At 63.3% G+C, this 20,278-nt stretch carries 14 protein-coding genes; 5 read left to right on the top strand and 9 right to left on the bottom strand.

What is annotated here, in order from left to right; genetic code table 11:
* Positions 1-272 precede the first annotated feature (272 nt).
* Complete coding sequence (locus ACK8CP_RS17695) at positions 273-1,604, top strand: glycosyltransferase (protein WP_414832694.1); 1,332 nt, start codon at positions 273-275, stop codon at positions 1,602-1,604.
* A complete protein-coding gene (locus ACK8CP_RS17690; protein WP_414832693.1) occupies positions 1,574-3,025 on the top strand; it encodes an oligosaccharide flippase family protein in 1,452 nt (483 codons plus the stop codon). The genes ACK8CP_RS17695 and ACK8CP_RS17690 overlap by 31 nt, the downstream gene beginning before the upstream one ends.
* Positions 3,026-3,078: 53 nt before the next feature.
* Here ACK8CP_RS17690 and ACK8CP_RS17685 read toward each other — a convergent pair whose 3' ends face one another.
* From ACK8CP_RS17685 to ACK8CP_RS17675, 3 genes are all read right to left on the bottom strand, one after another.
* Entirely contained in the window at positions 3,079-4,617 is a 1,539-nt protein-coding gene (locus ACK8CP_RS17685; RefSeq protein WP_414832692.1) for an O-antigen ligase family protein, read from the bottom strand.
* Positions 4,618-4,699: 82 nt separating this feature from the next.
* Positions 4,700-6,676: an AAA family ATPase gene (locus tag ACK8CP_RS17680; RefSeq protein WP_414832691.1), complete on the bottom strand. Its 1,977-nt coding sequence runs from the start codon at positions 6,674-6,676 to the stop codon at positions 4,700-4,702.
* Entirely contained in the window at positions 6,666-7,409 is a 744-nt protein-coding gene (locus ACK8CP_RS17675; RefSeq protein ID WP_414832690.1) for a sugar transferase, read from the bottom strand. The genes ACK8CP_RS17680 and ACK8CP_RS17675 overlap by 11 nt, the downstream gene beginning before the upstream one ends.
* Positions 7,410-7,512: 103 nt before the next feature.
* On the opposite strand from ACK8CP_RS17675, the gene ACK8CP_RS17670 reads away from it, so the two are divergent.
* From ACK8CP_RS17670 to ACK8CP_RS17660, 3 genes are all read left to right on the top strand, one after another.
* Positions 7,513-8,805 carry a polysaccharide biosynthesis/export family protein gene (locus tag ACK8CP_RS17670; protein WP_414832689.1) on the top strand — a complete coding sequence of 431 codons (1,293 nt, stop codon included), beginning with the start codon at positions 7,513-7,515 and terminating at the stop codon, positions 8,803-8,805.
* Positions 8,806-8,968: 163 nt separating this feature from the next.
* On the top strand, positions 8,969-10,609 hold the full coding sequence (locus ACK8CP_RS17665) for an amino acid adenylation domain-containing protein (RefSeq protein ID WP_414832688.1): 1,641 nt from the start codon (positions 8,969-8,971) through the stop codon (positions 10,607-10,609).
* A 42-nt stretch (positions 10,610-10,651) separates the two neighbouring features.
* Positions 10,652-11,863, top strand: a complete 1,212-nt coding sequence (locus ACK8CP_RS17660; protein WP_414832687.1) for a phosphopantetheine-binding protein — start codon at positions 10,652-10,654, stop codon at positions 11,861-11,863.
* A 41-nt stretch (positions 11,864-11,904) separates the two neighbouring features.
* Here the strand turns inward: ACK8CP_RS17660 and ACK8CP_RS17655 are convergent, their stop codons facing one another.
* The 6 genes from ACK8CP_RS17655 to ACK8CP_RS17630 all read right to left on the bottom strand — a co-directional run bounded on the left by ACK8CP_RS17655 (position 11,905) and on the right by ACK8CP_RS17630 (position 19,992).
* Complete coding sequence (locus tag ACK8CP_RS17655) at positions 11,905-13,455, bottom strand: hypothetical protein (RefSeq protein ID WP_414832686.1); 1,551 nt, start codon at positions 13,453-13,455, stop codon at positions 11,905-11,907.
* Between the two features lie 544 nt (positions 13,456-13,999).
* The gene (locus ACK8CP_RS17650) at positions 14,000-15,142 is read right to left on the bottom strand and encodes an ABC transporter ATP-binding protein (RefSeq protein ID WP_414832685.1); all 1,143 of its coding nucleotides are present in this window, start codon (positions 15,140-15,142) and stop codon (positions 14,000-14,002) included.
* A gap of 125 nt (positions 15,143-15,267) precedes the next feature.
* Positions 15,268-16,686 carry an NAD(P)/FAD-dependent oxidoreductase gene (locus tag ACK8CP_RS17645; protein WP_414832684.1) on the bottom strand — a complete coding sequence of 473 codons (1,419 nt, stop codon included), beginning with the start codon at positions 16,684-16,686 and terminating at the stop codon, positions 15,268-15,270.
* Between the two features lie 149 nt (positions 16,687-16,835).
* The gene (locus ACK8CP_RS17640; RefSeq protein ID WP_234629185.1) at positions 16,836-17,696 is read right to left on the bottom strand and encodes a carbohydrate ABC transporter permease; all 861 of its coding nucleotides are present in this window, start codon (positions 17,694-17,696) and stop codon (positions 16,836-16,838) included.
* Positions 17,690-18,661, bottom strand: coding sequence for a carbohydrate ABC transporter permease (locus ACK8CP_RS17635; RefSeq protein ID WP_414832683.1), 972 nt, complete (start codon positions 18,659-18,661; stop codon positions 17,690-17,692). The genes ACK8CP_RS17640 and ACK8CP_RS17635 overlap by 7 nt, the downstream gene beginning before the upstream one ends.
* Positions 18,658-19,992: an ABC transporter substrate-binding protein gene (locus ACK8CP_RS17630; RefSeq protein ID WP_414832682.1), complete on the bottom strand. Its 1,335-nt coding sequence runs from the start codon at positions 19,990-19,992 to the stop codon at positions 18,658-18,660. Before ACK8CP_RS17630 ends, ACK8CP_RS17635 begins: the two co-directional genes overlap by 4 nt.
* Between the last annotated feature and the right edge of the window lie 286 nt (positions 19,993-20,278).

The raw sequence follows: 20,278 nt of genomic DNA, 5'->3' as shown, positions 1-20,278 counted from the left end.
AGACGACGGCCCGGCCGGCCCAGCGACCACGCATGTGCGCCCCAACCGCAGGCCCGATGCCGCAGCACCCGCTCTGCGACGGCTTTCCGCCATTCGAGCGCCTGGGCCATCCAGGAATTAGCATAATTATAATTTAATTAGCATTCTATATTGACTGCGCCAAGAATATTCCGTCTTCATCTAAAAACTTAGCCAAACGGCACGCCGTTCTGAGCCGACGCTCGGCACGGGTCCGCGCCCGTGCGCCAAGGGTTGAAGACAGAGGTCCCAGCATGTGTGCAGAGCGCGCCGTTCTTCATGTGAGCCGCGTCGGCTTTCTCGGCGGCGCCGAGCGCGTGATCCTGACGCTCGCGCGAGGAATGGAGCCTTACGGCTATTCCCCTATCCTCGCCTGCCCCGGCGGCGGTGATCTTGCGGCGGCGGCCCGCTCGCTTTCGATCCCGCTTGCCGATTGCGGCTTCGAGCGGATGCGCGCCACCTCGGACCCTCTCGCGCTATGGCACTATCTCCAGGCCTGGCGCGCCGGCAGCCGCCAGATTGGACGACTGCTCGCCTCCGGAGAGATCAAGCTCGTTCACGTTCACCACCCTGTCGGTGCGCTATACGCGCTCCCCGCCGCCCGTCGCCTCGGCATTCCGGTCGTCATGCATGTGCATGAAGTCCTGCCCATCAAACCACAGCACCGCCTCGCGCTCCGCTGGACCGCCAGTCATGTGGACCGCTTCATCTGCGTTTCCGGAGCGAGCCGCGAACTTCTCGAGACGATCGGCGTCTCCCACGAACGCATCGAGATCGTCCCGAACGGCGTCGATCCGGAGTTCATCGAAAAGGCGGCCAGAGCACGCCCGGCCGCGCCGATCGTCGAAAAAGACGCGCGCTACAATATCGGCATCTTCGGCGTCATCGAGCCGCGAAAAGCGCAGCATATTTTCCTTGAGGCCGCCGAGAAGATCGCAGCCCAAGAGCCCGACGCGCATTTCTGGGTCGTCGGCCCGCTCGCCCTCAAAGACAAGGAAGACTACGCAACGCGTCTTTATCGCATGGCGGAGACCCCGGCCTTGCGCGGCCGCGTCAGCTTCACCGGCTTTCAGGCCGACATGCCATCGTGGATGGCCGGGATGGATGTCGTGGCATTGACCTCAACGAGCAACGAATCCTTCGGCATGGTCCTCGCCGAGGCACAAATCGTGGGGCGACCGGTCGTCGCCACGGATATCGGCGGCGTGCGCGAGGCCGTCTGCACGGAGACGGGAGGCACTCTCGTCCCCAGGGACGACGCGGACGCCGTGGCCGAGGCCGTGCTCGCGGTCCTGAGACAGCAAGAGCACGTACCTGCCTCTTTTGTCGCGAGCATCGCGCGGAAGCAGTTTTCGCCGGACGTCTTCCGGGCCCGTATTGCCGAGATCTACGAGAGGGTTCTCGGCGACCGCAGGATGCGGCTCGCCTGCGAAGAAACCACCTCGGGTCGGCGCTGGCATCCGGGCCTCTTTGCGGCCTCTCGGCCGGACTCGTCACAGGCGAACCCGGCTCTCATCAAAGGCAATCCCGGCACCGCCAATCAAGACGGGTCCGAATGCACCCGAAAGCCCGCCCTGTGGGTGTAGGAGCCGATCAGGCGAAAGCCGACATCGCGGCCGTCGACATCGCGCCCCTCAATGGCGATGGCGCCGCGGCCGCCCCATCCATGCGCGCCATTCTCGCCGCGAGCCTCCTGCATCTGCCGGGCCGGATCCTCAAAGCACCCACCGCCATCTATGCCGTCATGCAATCGATGGCGACCTTTGCCGCCATCCTCTTCGTCAATATCGTCACCGGCATCATCACCGCGCGGCTGCTCGGGCCGGACGGTCGCGGCATCTATTCCGCGGTCGTGCTCTGGACGCAGTTCCTGGCTTTGATCTCCACGGCCGGCATCGGCGCCGCCACGACCTATCATGTGGCCAAGAACCGCGATGACCGGGCAAGGATCGCGCAGATCGCTTTTGTGCTGGCGGCCGGCTGGGGAAGCCTCGTTCTGACGGCCGCGCTCCTCGCGATCCCCCACCTGATGACGCAGTACGATCAGCAAGCGATCCTCTACGCCCGCATCGCAGCTCTTGCCTCTATCTTCGGCGGTTCGCAGGCGCTTCTGTGCTGCGTCCTCATCGGATTGGGCGCCTTCACCTTCAACAATTACGGCCGCCTCGCTCCCAACCTTTTCTATTTCTTCGCGCTGATGGGAGTGCTGGGCTTCGCCGACCTGAATTGGCAAGCCGCCGTCCTGGCGTCGATTGCGGGGATCAGCCTGGCTCTCGTCACGCAGGTTCCGGCCTTCTTGGTCCGCATGGGCGTCGCCCGAGGCAATTTTCGACGCCATGCGCGATCGATGCTCTCCTACAGCCTGCGCGCCGGGCCCGCCGACATCGTCACCACCTGTGCGGAATATACCGACCGTCTGATCCTGATCGGCCTCGTCGCTCCCGCCGAGCTCGGCTTCTATGTGATCGCCTTCAGCTTTTCACGCATCGCCATGGCGTGGATCATGCCGATCAACAGCGTGCTCCTCTCCAAGATGGCGAGGGCCGAAGCGAACATTGCGAAATGCCATTTCGACCAGACCTTTCGCTTTGCCCTTGCCCTTCTTCTGATCACCTGGCTGGCAGGCATGTGGTGGGGACCGCCGCTCCTGGTGCTGCTCTATGGCCAGGAATTCGCGCCCGTGGTTCCGATCTTCCACGTCCTTCTTGCCGAGGCGATCATCTTCGGCCTCGCCAATATCAGCGCGCAGCTCTTCCAGGCCTTGAACCGCCCGGGCTATGTCTCCGCCGTGGAGGCGACATGCTTTGCGGCCATGCTGGTCTCGGTTTACGTCATGGCCTCCCGTGACGGCGCACTCGGAGCGGCCTGGGCGATCCTCGCGGTCACGCTTCTCCGCCTCACCCTCATCCTGATCGGGATCAAGATCTCGCTGAAGCTGCCTCTGCCGCGTCCTTATCTGACCCTTGCGGACCTCCGCTATCTGCGTGATCGGCTCATCCATCTGTAAGAGGCCGCCAGGCGGCGCGCTGCCGACCATCGATTCCGGACTGAAAGCGGCGATCAGGGGTGCGTGGGAAGGGTGGCGGCGACAGGGCCGGCCACGACGCCGGCATCCAGCGAGGCTCGATCCTGTGATGGCAGTCGCATCCTCGCACGCGCAGCCGTGATCTGCGCCACCCCCATCCCGAGCATGAACCAGAAGACGACCCCATGCTCCCCGAAAGTGGCCGGGATCAGGAGGCTCATCACGAGATAGGACACGGCGATCGCCTGCGAGGCGAGAACGAGCGCCCTCTCCTCCGCCCTCAACGCGGCGCCCTGAACGAAGAGAAAGGCAACGACGAAGCCGATCCCGACGTAATAAACGAGAGCGCCGACGACACCCACCGCCAGCATCGCGGCGATCGGGCCGCTATCGATCTGCATCGCCTGAACGCCGCTCTTGGTGGCCGGATCTGCCCGCGATCCCCCGAGACCGGAGCCGAAAACGTGCCGCTCCATCTCCTCGAACGCCGCCGAATAGACGTGGAGCCTCTCATTGGCACTGACGTCGGAGCGGGCATCGAGCATGGATTCGATCCGCTGACTGACGATCCTCGCCCCCTGGTCGCTCAACAGGGCCATAGGCGCCACCACCACGAGCACGAGGGCGAGCGCGAGCATCGAGGTTCTGATGCGGCCTGAGCCGAGGAGAAAACAATAAGCACCGATGATGAAGATGCCGACCCAGGCGGTCCGCACCGCCGTGAGGCCGAGCGCCACGAAGCCGAGCGCCAAAGCGACCCAGCGCAGGGCGTCTTTTGAAACGATGAGCATCGACAGCGGCAGGAGCAGAAACAAGGCCAACGATGCGGGCGAGTTCATCGTAGCGAAGACGCGAACCTTATAGGGATAGGGTTCGCCGATCGTCGGCATGAGCGTCTTCTTCATCCAGAGCGCGTCCCAGCCGGGCATGTAGCGAAACTGATAGAGCGCGTAGAGGCCGAGAACGATGCCCGCAAAGAGCGAAAACACGGTGAGATCGCCCCGCAGCTCTCCGACCCAGGAGGGGTTGCACGCCACGAACATGCCGAATGCCGCCGGCAACACCCAGAGAAGGAAATCATAGGCGCCAGGGAGAAACTGGCCGTTGAGAGCAGCCAGCATCAGCCCATAGACCGCAGCGGCAACAACGAGGAGAAGCCCGGCCGACATCGGGTGACGGAGATTCGCCATGGCAAAGGCAAGGGCGCCGGCAGACGGGGCGAGCGCTGCATAAGGCGAAAGCAGCAGAGGGCTGTAATCGAGAAAGCCGGCGTGAAAATCGACCATCCGCCGGATGAACGGCGTCAGAAGGAAGAGCCAGAGGCAGAAGGCGATATACCGCCTCATATCGCCCCGCAGCAGAAAGAAAACCGCAACGGCAAGAGCCCCCGCCGGAAGGCCGAGCCGCAGATGGCCGGCCGCGCTCGTGAACGCCGGCGCGGCCATGATGCCGATCAGCGCCAGAACCTGCACCTGCAGCAAGGCGCGCCCGAGAAGCCCGTCAGAGGCAGACCCGTCAGAAGCGGGAACGAGCCGGCCCGGCCCGAAACCGTCAGGCGCAGATCCGCTGGGCAACACCCTATTGGGCGAGGCTCCGGCGGAAGCCCCTCCCCGCCCAGTGTCGCTTATAGGCCGCGGCGGACCCCCGGCTCTCATTCTACGACGGAGAGGCAGCCGCAGCTTCCGGCAGGGATGCCCCACCAACGGGCTGCGGGGAAGGATAAGCCTTCACGAGCGAGGCGCCCGCGAGGGTCGGGCGCAGTCTCGTAAGCCCCTTTTGCGCCCGCGACGGAACCGGCGCGCCATGGCGCAAAATGCCCTCTTTCGCGAAAACGCTGTTGCCGGTCAGAACGACACCCGAGATCTCCGCGCGGCAGGCGCGCAGGAGCGTGATCGTCTGGTCGACGGCATCCGGCGAGAAACGCCCGATATGACAGAGAAGCAGCGTTTGATCGGCGAGCGTGGCGAGGGAGGTCGCGTCCGAGACCACGTTGAGAGGCGGACTGTCGATGACGATCACGTCGTAGTCACGTCTGAGGACTTCGATGAGCTTCGGCAAGACCGGCGACGCGAGAGCATCGATAGCCTTTGCGTCACTTCCAGCAGCACTCCCGGCAGCGAGAACATGAAGCGAGGTCCCCTCGACCGCCATGATCGCGTCACGCAGCCCGGCTCGTCCCTTCCCGCCATACGCACCGAGAAGATCGCTGAGCCCGGTTTTCCCAGCCGATGGCGCGGCCGCATGGTCACCCGCCCCATGCCGGAGATCGGCATCCAGCAGAAGGACCCTTCTCCCCGTCGCCGCGAAGCTTTGAGCGAGCGCGACCGCGGCAAGCGACCTGCCTTCCCGCGGCATCGCCGAGACGACAAGCACCACGCGCGTGGGTTTCCCGTTGTCATGAAGCAGGCGGTTGCGGACGAAACGGATTTCCTCCCAGAACCTCACACGGCTGCCCCGGTTCGACGGAAGGCGGCTTAAGACGTTGAGCGAGATCGTCCCCAAGATCGGAAGACCAATGCCTTCGACCTGAGCGGCATTGCGCCGCCACCGGCTTGCAAGATGATCGACCACCATCGCGACCGCGAGGCCAGCCGCGAAGGAAACGATGGCGGCAAGGAGGAGGAAAAGCGCCACCTTGGGAAAGATCTGGCGCGTCGGCACAGAAGCCCGCGACACGACTTTGGCATCGTCGGCGACGAAATCGGCGCTCTGCAGCTGGCCGTCGTGCAATCTCGATGTGGCCTCGACAAGCCGGCTTTGTGTCTGCGCCAGCGCACCCCGGGCTCTGTCGAGATCGCTTTGGAGATCCGGCAGCGAATCTCCGAGCGAACCTGCCACCGGACCGGCCCCTGAACCGAAGACTGAACCGGCAAGCGGCGCGTTCCCGCCCGATACGGCTTGAGCCGATGCCAGCGCATCCATCGCCGCTTCGACCTCCGCACGGCGCTCTTGCATCTGCGCGCTCAGAAGGTCGACGACATGCTGGAGCGCGAGCGTGCGTCGCTCGACCTGCATGCCGATATAGGCCGCCGCGTGCGCGTTGACGATTTTTGCGGCGAGATGCGGATCCCTCCAGGTGAAGCTGATCAGTGCGGCCGTCGACAACCCGTCATTATAGGTGGAGAGCTTCTTCATATAGATTTGCAGAAGCCGGTCCCGCTCGAGCTCGTCGGCACTCCAGGCCGAGGCTCGCACCTCGTTTTCTCCGAAGAAGCGCGCGCTCCAGCTCCGCAGCCTGGTTCGCCAGGACGGTTTCTCGGCAAAACTCGGCTCGTCCTGGAGATCGAGCGTCTCGATGACCCTGCGGGCGACTTCCTCGCTGCCCAGAACGGCCGCTTCCGACGCGATGATGAAGGAAGGCAGCATGGGTGAGACGGTCTTTTCCTCGGCCGTCCGCGGATCATCAACCGGCACGGAAGGGAGCAGGACGAGAGCCGTGGCGCGGTAGGAAGGCGTCAGTTTCGCAATCACCGCCGCCATCCCGATGAAGACGACCGCGGCGACGAGCACCACCACCCATTTGCGCCGGACGAGGAGGCCGAGCATCCACAGGAGACTGCCGGCACCGGTTTCGACGCTGGATTGAGCGGGCGTCTCCTGCGCCCCGACTATGGAGAGAGGGTCAGTACGCATCTTTGCTGAACAACACGTAGATGATGGTCACGACGAGGATGCGGGTATCGAGGAGGAGCGAAGCTTCGCGCACATATTCCAGGTCGGAATTGACGCGCTCTTGCATCACCTCCACCGTCGGCGTCTCGCCCCGCTGCCCGCGGATTTGGGCGAGCCCGGTGATGCCCGGTCGCGCCTGCAACCGGCCAGGATAGCCCTGCACGAGCGTGGCATACGCCGCATCGAGCGACGCGACATGGGGGCGTGGTCCCACGATCGACATGTCGCCGAAGAGCACGTTGAAAAACTGTGGAAGCTCATCCGCGCTCGTCATGCGCAGAAGCCGTCCGACCGGCGTCACGCGCCCGTCGCTGCGACCGGCCTGGCGAAAATCCTCGCCGATCGAGAAATACATCGAGCGGAACTTGTAGATCTGAAAGGGTTGCCCTCGCAGACCGCTTCGCTCCTGCCGAAAGATGACCGGCCCCCGGCTCGTGATCCTGACCGCGGCGTAGATGAGCACCATCAGCGGCAGAAAGAGCGCGATCAGCGCGAGAGCCAAAACAATGTCGGCCGTCCGCTTGGAGGAGGCAAGGAGATAAGGGCTCCCCTCGCCAACATCGACATCACAGACCTCTCCCCTGACGAGGACAGGCCTTCGCCGCGACAGGATCGCGGCCTCCTGCACGGCAACAGGACTGACAGACGCATTGCCGGGACGCGAGGCAAACTCGAAGTCCGAAAGCTCGCTCATCGACAGCACCAGCCTCAAAGATTAACATTTTTCTAATTTCAGTTAGACATTTGTTAGAATTCCTGTCAACATCCTCTTTAAGTGAAACTTGAGCGGAATAGGAATGCGCCCGCCAAACCGCACTTTCTCCACAAGTTTAAATATGCCGAGAAAGCTAATGAAACTAGTTGTTCTCATTCTTTTGCTTTCGATCAGCACCGTATCGGCGGCCGACGAACTCCCGCTGCAAGCGGGCGACACCGTAGAAATGACCGTCACCGGCGTTCAGGATCTGACACGGCGCACCACGGTTGCAGAAGACGGCGTCGTTTCACTGCCTCTCTTTGGAGACATCAAAGTCTCGGGGCTTTCGCCCTCACAGGTGCGCGCGCGGCTGAAACACGATGCACCGGGAAAAAGTTACCGTCCGAAACTACAAAATCCTAATGGGCAGGTCGTATCGATCACGGCAGAGGACGTCTTCTTCGATCTCGTTGCGAGCCGCCCCGTCTACGTTCACGGCGATGTGGGCAAACCGGGCGAGGTCACGTACCGCCCCGACCTCACGGTCCGCCAGGCCGTGACGCTGGCCGGAGGTTACGATGTGGCACGGCTGCGCCAGGCGGACCCCTTCATCGAAATGGAGAACGCCCGCACCGATTACGCAGCTTTGTGGATCGCCTTTGCGCATCAGCAGGCAACCGTGTGGCGCCTCGAAGCCGAGCTGCAGGGACGCGACGACATCGGGCACACGGACATCCCCACCGTCCCCGTCGACCCTGAACTGATCTCCCAGATCCTCCAGACCGAGAAAAAGCAGCTCGCTCTCGACCTTTCCGATCACGTTTTGGACCGCGAGCAGCTCGCCAAGACCCTCAAGGAGACCGAGCGCCAGATCGCCACGTTGGAAGAGCGGGACGACATGCAGACTGCTGAACTGGCGGCAGCCCGAGCGGAACTCGACAATCTGAAGGAGCTGGACAAGAAGGGCCTCGCGCAATCGACGCGCATCAGCGATGCACGCCGAGCCATCTTGCTGACGAGCAGCCAGCAGCTTGAAACCACCGTTGAAAAGCTGCGCGCGACCGTCGAGCGCGACGGGCTCGCGCGCCGCTACGACACCCTCGACGCCGAGCGCGAGGTGACCCTGCTCAAAGCCCTGAAGGATGCCCGCCTCGAGCTGGAAACCACCCGGACGGGGCTGCGCTCGGCGGGCCAGAAACTCCTCTACGCCGGCTTGTTGCAGTCCGACCTCGTGCGCCGCCACGCCCCCGCGGACATCATCATCCATCGCAGCAATCCAGAGGGCAAACCACAGAGCATGCCCGCCTCCGAAGATGCGCGGCTGATGCCGGGCGATGTCGTCGAGGTGAAGCTGGAGCTGCCGAGGGAGCTTTTCACAACGCAACTCAACTGATCGCACGGCGCAGAGTTTTCCGACAACTCCACGCCGTCTTCGGAACGAACGACAGGGACGCGAAATGGCTTTCACGGGACGAGGTGCCGGCAGGCTTGCAGCACTGTTCGGCGGCAGCAGTCGAGCTCAGACAGAGCGGGCGGCCGGGCGGCCGATAGGGCCTATGGAAATGGAATCTGACGAGGGAACGCCCCAGGCATCGGCCGCCTCTCGCTCTGTCGTCAGCTGTTTTGCCGAGCAGGTTGCCCGGCGCCCCTCCGCCGCAGCACTTCTCGCCGATCCTGGCCCGATCACCTATCTCGCGCTCGACCAATGGTCGAACCGCATCGCCCAGGTTCTGAGGCGACGGGGCGTCGGACACGGCGATCTCGTCCCGACCCTCACCCTCCAGAGGCCAGCCAGTGTGGCGGTCTATCTTGCCATTCTGAAGCTTGGCGCCGCCTATGTGCCGATCGATCCGAACCTGCCCGACGGCCAGATCGGCGCGCTCTTCGCACGTTTGAACGCGCCTCTCGCAATGGCCGACGAAGAGCTGCTCGCCCGCCTTCCCGCAGGCACCGAATGGACCGGCGACGTCGTCTGTCTGCAGCATGAGGCCGAGCGGATCGCCACCGCCGGCCCTCGCCTCGAAAGCCCTCCTCCCGGCGCGGAGGATCTCGCCTACATCATGTTTACGTCCGGTTCGACGGGCGCGCCGAAGGGGGTCATGGTCCCGCATCGAGGCATCGTGCGTCTGGTAAAGGGCTCCCACTATGCCCGGATGGACGACAGCGAAGTCTTTCTTCAATTCGCCCCCCTCGCCTTCGATGCCTCGACCCTCGAGATCTGGGCGCCGCTTCTCAATGGCGGCGCACTCGCCTTCATCGACAATCCGAAGCCCTCGCCGCTCGATATCGGCGAGGCCGTTCGCCGCCATGGCGTCACGACCTTGTGGCTGACCTCCGGTCTCTTCAATCTGATGATCGAAGAGGTGCCGGAGGATCTCACCCCCCTCCGGCAGATCCTGACCGGCGGCGACGTTCTCTCCGTCGCACATGCGGAAAAGGCGCGCCGACTGCTCCCCCACGCGCGTCTCATCAACGGCTACGGACCGACGGAAAACACCACCTTCACCACCACCCACACACTGCCATCGACGGGCCCCCTGCCGTCTCCGGCGCCGATCGGCCAGGCGATCTCCGGCACCACGGCGCATATTCTGGATAGCGAGATGCGTCCGGTCCCGGATGGCGAGGTCGGCGAGCTCTACACCGGCGGGCTCGGCGTGGCGCTCGGCTACTTCGCCGACAAGGAGCGGACCGAGCGATCGTTCCTCAACGATCCCTTTGCCGAAGAGAGCGGGGCGAAACTCTACCGCACCGGGGACCTCGTGCGCAGAAATGCCGAGGGAGACATCGAATTCGTCGGACGTGCCGACCTGCAGGTGAAGATCAACGGCAAACGCGTCGAGCTGTCCGAGATCGAAGCCATCCTGGAGGATATGCCGAACGTCGCTGACGCGGTCGCGACGGTGCGCGAGATCCGTCCTGGCGAAAAGCAGATCGTCGCCTTCCTGCGGCCTGCGCGGGCTTGGCCCGACGAGGCGGCGATCATGGCAAGGCTGCGCGAGACCCTCTCGCCGGAGGCTGTCCCGGCAAGATTGATCGTGATGGAAAGATTTCCGGTGAACCGGAACGGCAAGCTCGACCGGACCGCACTTCTCGCGACACTTCTCGAGCCTCCCGAAAACCCGGGCGGCGAGAACGGCGGCGAGCCGGTCATGGCGCCGGCCCAGCACAGGGTAGCGAGGGAAGAGGCCGCATGAGAGAGGACAGCACGACCAGGCACCATCGCAGGGAGCCCGATCTTGACTGAGAACGTTTTCCCGGAGGGCGCTTTCGTCGAACCGGAAGAGCCTTATCAGAGCGATGACGCCCCGACGCGATCATCCGATCCTGCCTGCGGGAGCGCGCCCATCACCGCTGCGCTTTTGACGGCGTGGGAAGATCTCCTGCATGTGACGGAGATTGGCCCGAACGACGATTTCTTCGCCCTCGGCGGCTCGTCGCTCACCGCCTATCGCTGTCTTGCGCAGATCCGCAGGCTCTATGGCTGCAACATTCCGCTCGAGACCTTCTATCGCGCCCCGACCGTCACGGCGCTTGCCGAAATCATCGCGGCGAAAAGCGAGCCGCAGGCGCGCGCCATCGCCCTCCAGCCCACAGGCTCCCGAACTCCGATCGTCGCCGTGCACGATACGGTCATCTACCGCGAGCTTGCAGCAAAACTCGGCCGCGACCAGCCCTTCCTCGCCGTGCCGATGCCGGACGAGGTCGATCCTCTTTCCCAGTCCTATTCGGACATCGCGGCGCATTTCGTCACCGCAATCCGCCATGCGCGCCCTCGGGGGCCCTATATCCTCATCGGCTTCTGTTTTGCGGGACGTCTCTCGCTCGAAATCGCGCGCCAGCTGAAGGAGACGGGCGAGACCATCCCTCTCGTCGTCGTCGTCGATGGCTGGGCGCCAGGCTATCGCGCCGGCGGCGGGACGATGCTCGGGCGAACGGCCTTCTTCCTGCATCGCGCCTCGGCTCATCTCGGAGAGGCGCTGCCGAACGGAATATCCGGGCTCCGTGACCTCCACCGACGGAGCGACACGGTGCGCCGGCGGCTGATCGCAGCGCGCAATCTCGTTCGACGTATGATGAACGAGCCGGAACAGGCGCTCGATCCGGAGGACCTCGCCCTGTTCAGGGCGATCGACGCAGCCGGCGAAAGGCAGCCCGCGCCGGATTACCGTGGCGACGTCCTGGCCATCTGGAGCGACGATCAGCCGAAAAGTCGCTTCATCGACCAGGCCTTCGGCTGGACCGGGCTGGTCCATGGCACCCTCAGCCACGCGCGGGTGGCAGGCACCCACACGGAAATCTGGAGCGGCCTCGGCCTCGACCAGATGGTGCGCGCCCTCGATGAGGCACTCGCCCGCTGCAACAGCCCCACCGAGGACACATCCCAGGAGGTTTGGAGCGCGCACCTGCCCGAGCCGGATTGTCCCCCGCCCGTGCCGCAGATCATCTGAACCGGTACGGCCGCGAGATTCTCGCCCCGATCAAACGCCGGTCAAAACGTCAGCCAGTCCGACTGCAGCACATCATCGAAGATATCGGCCAATCCGTGCGCGGCATGGTCGAAGGCCTCGACACCCAATCCGAGATCGGCGCTGGCGACGGACCGCGAGACGGCGTGGGAAATGAAACCGCTGGCGGGCTCGTGATCTTCACCCGCCGCCGACGCGCCACGCTGCTCGGAGCGGGCTGCAAACGCCCCGAAGAGGCTCCGCGGCCCCGTGGAGGAATCTTGCCCGGCGGGCGCGGCCGGCGCCACTTTCGGTGTGACGGGAAGCGATCCGCCGGCCGGCGACACCACTGAGCCGTCATAGTCGCTGATCTCGATGACGACTGGATGGTCGGAGAGTTCGAAGGAAACCCGCTTGCCGTCTTCGGTGTGCGCGATCGCGTCGGTGCCGCTGACCATGGGATCGTAGACGGAGAGGTCCGCGGTGCTTTCGACCGTCACTGTCGAGACGTAGGCGGAGGCGGGCTTTTCGCTGGCCGTCGCACTGTCCCAGATCAATTCCTCGTTCCAGATGACGAGATCGACCGTCCCGTCGGCCTCCGTCAGAACCATATGCTTCGCCGTGTCGGGAAGGTTTTCGATCCCGTATTGCAGCGTCCCCTGCACCGTCGCCGAAACATCCGAATTGTCGGCGAGGATGGTCGTCAGATTGTGCAGAGCCGTCGCCGCCACTTTCGGCGAGCCATCGGGGTTGAAAAGCCCCCAATTGTTCTCCGGATCGAGGTTGCGATCGCTGTAGGGGTCCATCAGCTGATAGATGTAGGTTTTCTCGACGCCGTCTTCGGTCGCGTCCATCAGCACGTTGAGGATCTGTTTCGCCTGCACCTCTTCATTCACGCCCATCGTGGTGTCGGACAAGGTGTAAAAGCCGGTCTCCGTCACGACGACAGGCTTGTCACCGGTCGGAATCCGGCTTGCGTCAAGAATGGTGTCCCACTGCTCCTGAGGCTTCGAAGAGTTCGGAAAATAGATGTGGGCGTTGCCGTAATCAGCCCATTTCGAGAGATCGCCGAGCGAAGTCATCAGCTTCTCGTTGGCATACGCCACCGAGAACCCGACCACCGGAACATCGCCAAGGACGGCATTGGCGTTCACGGCCTGATAAAGATGCTCCTGGATCGAACCGCCGGCGGCAAGACCCGATTTGCCGGCAAAGTTCGCCGGCCAGAGATTGATCTCGTTGGGAGCTTCGATCGCATCGATGCTGCCGGGATGGGCTTTCAGAAAATCAGCGGCCGCCCTCACCCCTTGATCGATCAGAGGCGTCCCGTCGACCACCTGAACGAGAAAGTTGAAGTCGTACCCCTTGGCCGCGAAATCCTCATAGACCTTGGCCTGGAAATCGAGCGGGATCACGTCCCGCAGATTGTCGATACCGAGATAGGCGAGCTCACTCTCAACGAGCCCGACCCGGGCATAGGCTGTGTCCGTCCAGTTCAGATGCGTGTTGACGCCGATCGTATCGACGAACGCATCGGCGCTCATTGCACTCTTCAAATCGACGGTGAGCGCATCCGTGCGTGTCGTGGAAGCCATATCAATCCAACTGTTGTTGACCGTTGGAGTTGATGCCGGGGCGAAACCTGCGCCGAAGAGGCCGAAGCAGAGTCCGACCGCCCGCAAAAACTCGGGGCTACCAAGCGCACGCAGATTGTTAGAAATGAGATAAGAAACCGCCATCATTGCGACAAGTTATGTTCTAGTTAACTTTAGATCATAGAGATTACTCTACTTCACTATAAGATAATTGCAAAAAACTTATAGAAATTATTTGATAAAATTAGCTCTAAGCCGCTTTCACGAGTTGGAAAGCCTAACGCCGCCTTCCGCAGCCAGGAAGCGGCGATGACGGCCCAAACGGGAAGAATGGCGTCTCGGAAGGTGCCGCGCCAGTAGAGGCCAAGGAAATCCGGACAAACGCCGAAGAGCGGCGAGCGGAAGAAGCCAACCGGCGGGGCCCAGCACGCGCCGTGGTCATCGCGGCGCCGGGAGCGGAGAAGCCGGAAACGCAGGCGGTCGGGCGGGCGTGAGACCCGGCCCGCGCGGCGAAAACCATCCGCCGCAAGCCTGCGTCTCTTGTTTAGGAGTGCGGTGCCATCACCGACGAACGCACGGCGCCCTCGCCTTCCGGCGCGTCTTTGCCGCGAAACGCCCGGCCCTCGGCATCGAAGACATGCAGGCTGCCGACATCCGCCCCGAGTTTGAGACGCGCCCCGCGCTCGACATGCACGTTGCCGGGAAGCTTGGCGATGACCGGGTGGGCGTCATCCTCGGTCTTGAAATAGACGAGCTGCACCTCACCGAGATATTCCGCATAATCGACGATGCCCTCGAAGAGATGCTCGCCCTCGGTGATGCGAAGCTCCTCCGGCCGCACGCCGATATCGACGGCAGCCCCTTTGGCAGAAGCGGGCGTCGGAACCGGAACCTGCATCCTCGTGCCGTTGGCATAGGCGATGAGCGTTTTCGGACCGGGTTCCTCGATCTGCGCCCGCACAAGGTTCATCGCCGGTGAGCCGATAAACTGGGCGACGAACAAGTTCGTCGGCTCCCGGTAGAGCTCTTCGGGCGTCCCCACCTGCTCGATGCAGCCGTCCCTCAACACCACGATACGGTCGGCCAGGGTCATCGCCTCCACCTGATCGTGCGTCACGTAGATCATCGTCGTGTCGGGCAGAGATTCCTTCAGCTTCGCCACCTCGATGCGGGTCGCCACCCGCAGGGCCGCATCGAGGTTCGACAACGGCTCGTCGAACAGGAAGACCTCCGAATTGCGGACGATCGCACGACCGATGGCAACCCGCTGCCGCTGCCCACCGGAAAGCGCTTTGGGAAGCCGGTTGAGATAGGGGGTGAGCTGCAGGATCTCCGCCGCCTGGCGCACGCGCGCGTCGATCTTCGCCTTCTTCTCGCGCGCGATCTTCATGCTGAAGGCCATGTTGTCGTAGACCGTCATATGCGGATAGAGCGCGTAGGACTGGAACACCATGGCGATGCCGCGCTTGGCGGGCGGCACGTCGTTCATGAGCCTGCCGCCGATCCGCAACTCGCCGGAGGTCATTTCCTCGAGCCCCGCGATGACGCGCAACAGGGTCGATTTTCCGCAACCCGACGGCCCCACGAAGACGATGAATTCGCCGGGATCGATATTGAGATCGATGCCGTGAAGAACCTCGTGATTGCCGTAGGATTTCTTCACCTGCTTGAGCGCAACACCCACCATGGCTTACTTCCTCGTTGCTTCGTTCCGGTGGCGCTGCCTCGCGCGGCACCGGGCAATCCAAAATCGTCTTCTCTCTCAACCCGGCCGGAGCGAAAGCCTCACCCGGCCTGCTCTTTCGACACGGCTCAATGCTCTGACGCGCCCGGCATCAGCTTGATCACCAGACGTGTCAGCGGACCTGGAACGCGGTTGCGAATCTCCGCCTCGTTCTTGCGGTTGATCGCAGCCCCGACGAGCTTCGCGCCGATATAACGGAACGGTTCCGGCGGCAGGCTCGCACGTCCGGCAAGGCCCACGAGCCCGCATTGGCTCCAGCGATCTTTGTGACCGAGCGCCAGGCTCGCGAGGATACGGCCGCCGATCGGCGCCTGCGCGATGCCCGTGCCGTTGTAGCCCATGCCAAAGAAGATGTTGGGGTGGCCCTTCAGGTGATCGAACACCGGCACATGTTCCGGCACGCAGTCGATCGGCCCGGCCCAGTCGAATTCGATCGGCACACCACGCAATTGCGGGTAGAGGCGGTGAAGCTCGCGCACATTATCGCGCGCACCCTGCGGGTTGCGGTTGAAACTCGCACCGAAATCGCCGCGGAACGCGACGCCGCCGGTGCCGCGACCGAGAACGACGCGCCCCTCGTCCGTCCGCTGGTAATAAAGCACCTGGTCCTGGGAATCGCAGATGGCCGCCCCGTCTCGCCAGCCGATGCGGTCGAGCGTGTCGGGCGTCCTGCCCGTCGCAATCACCCGGCTGTCGACCACATACATATGGCGCCTGAGTTCCGGCAGGGCGGACAGCCAGGCGTTCGCCGCCAGCACGATCTTATCGGCCTCGACCACGCCGTTCGGCGTGCGCAACTTTGAGGGCGCGCCGGGAACGATCTCCTGCACGGGGCTGTGCTCATGGACCGTGACACCGCGCGAGATCGCAAGATCGCGAAGACCGCGCGCCAGCTTCGCCGGCTGCACCGTGCCGGCGTTTTTCTCGACGACGCCGACATAAGATGCGCTCGACCCGGTACGCTGCGCGATGTCGTCTGCGCTGATCAGCTCGAAGCGATCGGCGCCCGCCGCCTCGGTCATGGCAACGGCTTTCGCCCAGGCACCTTCCTGCGCGATCGAACTTGCCGTCCACAGCCAGCCGTCGAGCCTCAGATCCATATCGACGAGACCGGAACGCTGCAGCTCGTCGAGCTCGGCGATCGCATCGACGGAGGCCAGGCAGAGGCTTCGGGCCTCCTCTTCGCCGACGACCGCACTCAGCCGGTCGATCTCGGCGAACCAGGAATGCACCTGGCCGCCGTTTCGCCCCGAGGCGCCAGAGCCGCAGAAATCCGCCTCCAGCAGGACGACGCGGGTGTCGGGCGCGGCTTCCTTGATCCGCAAGGCGGTCCACAGGCCGGTATACCCGCCCCCGACGATGGCGATATCGGCGCACACGCTCCCCGCCACCGGCGGCGTTGCCGCATCCGCTCCGATATCCTGGAGCCAGAACGCCCGGTCGCTCGGTTGCGCGGCACTCGGCTGCCTCAAAGTGATTGTGGCCATCAGATTTTCCTAGCCGTAACGACGAATTGCGGAAGCCCGGACGACGCGGTCAGCCGGCCGGACTTTGCGACCGGGGCCGCGGCAAGTCCGCCCGCAACGACAGACCCCTGCCGGCCCCCGAGATATCGAAGATCCCTCGCGCCCATCGCCTATTTGCCGATGCCCTCGGCAAGACCGCGGATGAAGTAGCGCTGGGTCGCGAAGAAGATGATGACGATCGGCAGAGCCGAGATGGTCATCGCGGCGAAGACGACGGAATAGTCAGTGCCGTGCTTGGCCATGATCGCCGTCAGACCGACCGGCAAAGTCGTCATGTCCGTGCCGCTCGTGAACACCATCGCGAAGATGTATTCGTTCCAGGCGAACAAGACGTGCAGGATGATGCAAGACGCGATGATCGGCCGACACATCGGCAGGATGATCCGCCAGAACCTTTGGCCTTCGCTCGCACCGTCCATCGTCGCCGCCTCGTCGAGCTCGCTCGGCAGATCGAGCATGTAGGCACGAATGAGGAAGGTGGTGAACGGCACGCGAAACGCCGTGTAGAGGATGATGAGCGCCCAGAAGGAGTTGTAGAGGCCGAGCGCCTGAAACATTTTGACGAGCGGAATGAGCGCCACGGTCGGGCTGAGCATCAGGCCGCCCAGAACCACGATCAAAACGATCGGCTTGCCCGGCAGTTTGCTGCGCGTCAGCCCGAACGCCGTCCAGGCGCTGATCATGACCGTGCAGATCGCGGACGCGACCGTCACGAGGGCGCTCACGACCACATAATCGCGCACACCCTGGTTCCAGGCACGCACGTAGTTCTGCCAGGACCAATGCGTGGGCAAAGCGAACGGATCGCCAAAAATCTGGACGTTGTTCTTGAAGCCGTTCATCGCCATCCACAGAAGCGGATAGACGACGACGATCCCGAGGCAGATGAGGAACGACCACAGGAAGGCCTTGGAGAGCGGCGTCCAGATGCTGGTTTCCTTGACGGGGGCCGCCGTTTCCGTGCTCACCATTGCACCCTCCGCCGCTTCGTATACCAGAGCTGGGCGATGCCGGTGAGGAGCGTGACGACGAAGACCACCGCCGCGATGGCCGCGCCATAGCCGAAATTGTTCTCGATGAAGCCCTGCTGATAGAGCCAGGTTCCGAGGACCTGACTGCTGTTGTTCGGCCCGCCGCCCGTCATCACCATGACTTCGTTGAACACCTGGAAGGCGCCGGTGATGGTGACGATGACCATGAGACCGGTCATCTCGCGGGTGAGCGGAAAGGTGAGGCTCCACAGCCGCCGGATCGGACCCGCCCCGTCCATGATCGCCGCATCGAACAATTCGCGCGGGATCTTCTGGATGGCGACAGCAAACAAGAGCGTCGAATAGCCAAAGCCCTGCCATTGGCTCATCGCGATGATGGCGTAGATCGCCGTGTGTTCGCTGCCGAGCCAGGGTTGAATGAGAAAACCGAGCCCGACATTCTCGAGGGCCGCGTTCAGGAGGCCGATTTTGGGCTGGTAGATGAAATAGAAGAGAAGGCCGGTGACGGTGATCGAGATGGCGGAGGGAATGAAATAGACCGCGCGCCAGAAACGCCGCCAGCGATCGCTTGCGAGCCCCTCGATGGTCGCCGCCAGAACGAAGGCACCGAAGACCTGGAAGACGATCGACAGCCCGGCATAGGCAAAATTGTTCCAGAGCGCGCGCCAGACGACGGGGTCGTTGATCAGCCGCTCGTAATTGGCGAGCCCCACATGCAGGACCTCGCCGGTAAAAATGTCTTCCTCGGTCGTGCTGATCAGAAAATTGTCGACGATCGGATAATAGACGAACCAACACAGGACGATCAGCGAGATCGCCACCCAGCGAAGCGATGCGGCGTTGCGCAGGTGGACGCGCCAGCGTCCACCTGCCACCGTTTCAAACGCATCTTCGTTTCCGGTGCTGACGGAAAGCCGCCCCAGATCCGAACCTGTCGTTTTCACCGACGGGCCTCCGCCTTGGCCGCCTCCCGGACCTTCTCCACGACCTCTTCCGGGGTCATGGTATCTCCGGCGAGCGCCTGCAGGCTGGTCAGCCACGCCGCGGCCACATGCGGCGTGTTGGCCGTGTCGAGCCAGGGCATCAGGTAGGACGCCTCGGCGATATCCTGCATGCCCTCGACAACGGTCGGGCTCGACACCTCTTCGTTGACGACGCCCTTGACCGCGGTCGGCTGGCCGTAAGGGGGTGCCGACACGATCTTGGCGTTCTCAGGCGAGGTCACGAACTTCATGAAGTCGATCGCAAGCGGGATGTTGGAGGAGCGGGCATTGATCATGTAGCCCTCCGGCGCCCCCTCGATGGCCTTCGGATCGCCCTCCGCGTCGGCCGGCGCCGGCAGCTGGAAGAAGCCGAAATCCTCGACCTTCAGAGGAGAATCCTCGGTCGCGCTTTGATCGAACTCCAGGATTTCCTGATAGTACATCGCCGACTGAGCGTTGCTGAACGCCTGCAGAGCGGACGCATAGGACGTGCCGTTCATCGAGGCGCCGTCCGTGCAATGCTCTTCGATCTCTTTGAACTCTTTGAGGGCTTTCACGTAGCCGGGATGCGAGTATTCCGCCTGTTTCGGATCGAAATCCTTCTCGAGCGTCGCCTGCGGCACGTTGTAGGCAAGCAGCTGGCCGACATAATGAACGACAGGCCAGGCTTCCTTGTTGCCGAGCGAGATCGGCGTGACGCCCGTCTCCTTGAGGGCGTCGCAGGCGGAGATCAGATCGTCGAAGGTTTCCGGCTTGTCGATGCCGGCCTTCTCGAACATCGCCTTGTTGTAGCCCATGAACTTGGCGTCGAGATAAAGCGGAATGCCGAAATATTTATCGTTGTAGATGAACGATTTGACGGCAGCCGGCGCGAAGGTCTCGCCCCATTCCGTGCCTGGTCCGATCACCTTCGTCAAATCGACGGCGCGGTTGCCGCGGACGAAATTGTGGCCCCAATTGCCGGTCCAGGTGAAATAGATGTCGGGCAGCGAGTTGGAGGCGACAAGTGTCTTCGTCTTGCCCTTGACGCTGTCGTCGCTCTCCTGGTCGAGCTCGACCGTCACGCCCGGATGCAGCTCTTCATATTTCTTCGCCAGATCCACAAAGAACGGCGAAAGCTGCTCCAGACCGAATTTCGTGAGGACGGAGACCGTCCCCTCATATGTCACAGGGGCGTCGGGATCGGCCACCACGACCTCTTTCAGCGGTGCAGCCGAACCCGCGGCCGTCGAAAGGGTCAGTGCGGAGACGGCGACGCCTGCCATCACCGCGGCCTTCAGTGGATGCTTCATTGCTTCTCCTTCAGTGCGGTTGAACCCATTGTTCGCATCGCCCCGCGGGCGAGGTTTCTGTCGAGGAGGCGGCCATTCCAGGCTGCCGCCGGCATATCGAGCGGCCGGCGCCCAAGGGGCACGCATCCGCAAGGCAAATGGGTTTGCGGCAGAACTAGTCTGACATCTTTTGAGCGAGAGGCGACGTCCGCATGGGGGCGGCTGCCCTTGCCAACGCGGCCAGATCGAGAACCGATTGCAGATCGCACCGAAGGCAGCGCGGACGCTCCCCGTGCCAACCGGCCTC

Source organism: Afifella sp. YEN Y35 (assembly GCF_047553465.1).
Classification (GTDB): domain Bacteria; phylum Pseudomonadota; class Alphaproteobacteria; order Rhizobiales; family Afifellaceae; genus Afifella; species Afifella aestuarii.
This window is presented reverse-complemented; position numbering and strand designations above follow the sequence as displayed.

Coding starts and splice junctions, on each gene's coding strand:
- ACK8CP_RS17695 (WP_414832694.1), top strand. CDS start 273: ATGTGTGCAGAGCGCGCCGTTCTTCATGTGAGCCGCGTCGGCTTTCTC.
- ACK8CP_RS17690 (WP_414832693.1), top strand. CDS start 1,574: ATGCACCCGAAAGCCCGCCCTGTGGGTGTAGGAGCCGATCAGGCGAAA.
- ACK8CP_RS17680 (WP_414832691.1), bottom strand. CDS start 6,676: ATGCGTACTGACCCTCTCTCCATAGTCGGGGCGCAGGAGACGCCCGCT.
- ACK8CP_RS17675 (WP_414832690.1), bottom strand. CDS start 7,409: ATGAGCGAGCTTTCGGACTTCGAGTTTGCCTCGCGTCCCGGCAATGCG.
- ACK8CP_RS17670 (WP_414832689.1), top strand. CDS start 7,513: ATGCGCCCGCCAAACCGCACTTTCTCCACAAGTTTAAATATGCCGAGA.
- ACK8CP_RS17665 (WP_414832688.1), top strand. CDS start 8,969: ATGGAAATGGAATCTGACGAGGGAACGCCCCAGGCATCGGCCGCCTCT.
- ACK8CP_RS17655 (WP_414832686.1), bottom strand. CDS start 13,455: ATGGCTTCCACGACACGCACGGATGCGCTCACCGTCGATTTGAAGAGT.
- ACK8CP_RS17650 (WP_414832685.1), bottom strand. CDS start 15,142: ATGGTGGGTGTTGCGCTCAAGCAGGTGAAGAAATCCTACGGCAATCAC.
- ACK8CP_RS17645 (WP_414832684.1), bottom strand. CDS start 16,686: ATGGCCACAATCACTTTGAGGCAGCCGAGTGCCGCGCAACCGAGCGAC.
- ACK8CP_RS17640 (WP_234629185.1), bottom strand. CDS start 17,696: ATGGTGAGCACGGAAACGGCGGCCCCCGTCAAGGAAACCAGCATCTGG.
- ACK8CP_RS17630 (WP_414832682.1), bottom strand. CDS start 19,992: ATGAAGCATCCACTGAAGGCCGCGGTGATGGCAGGCGTCGCCGTCTCC.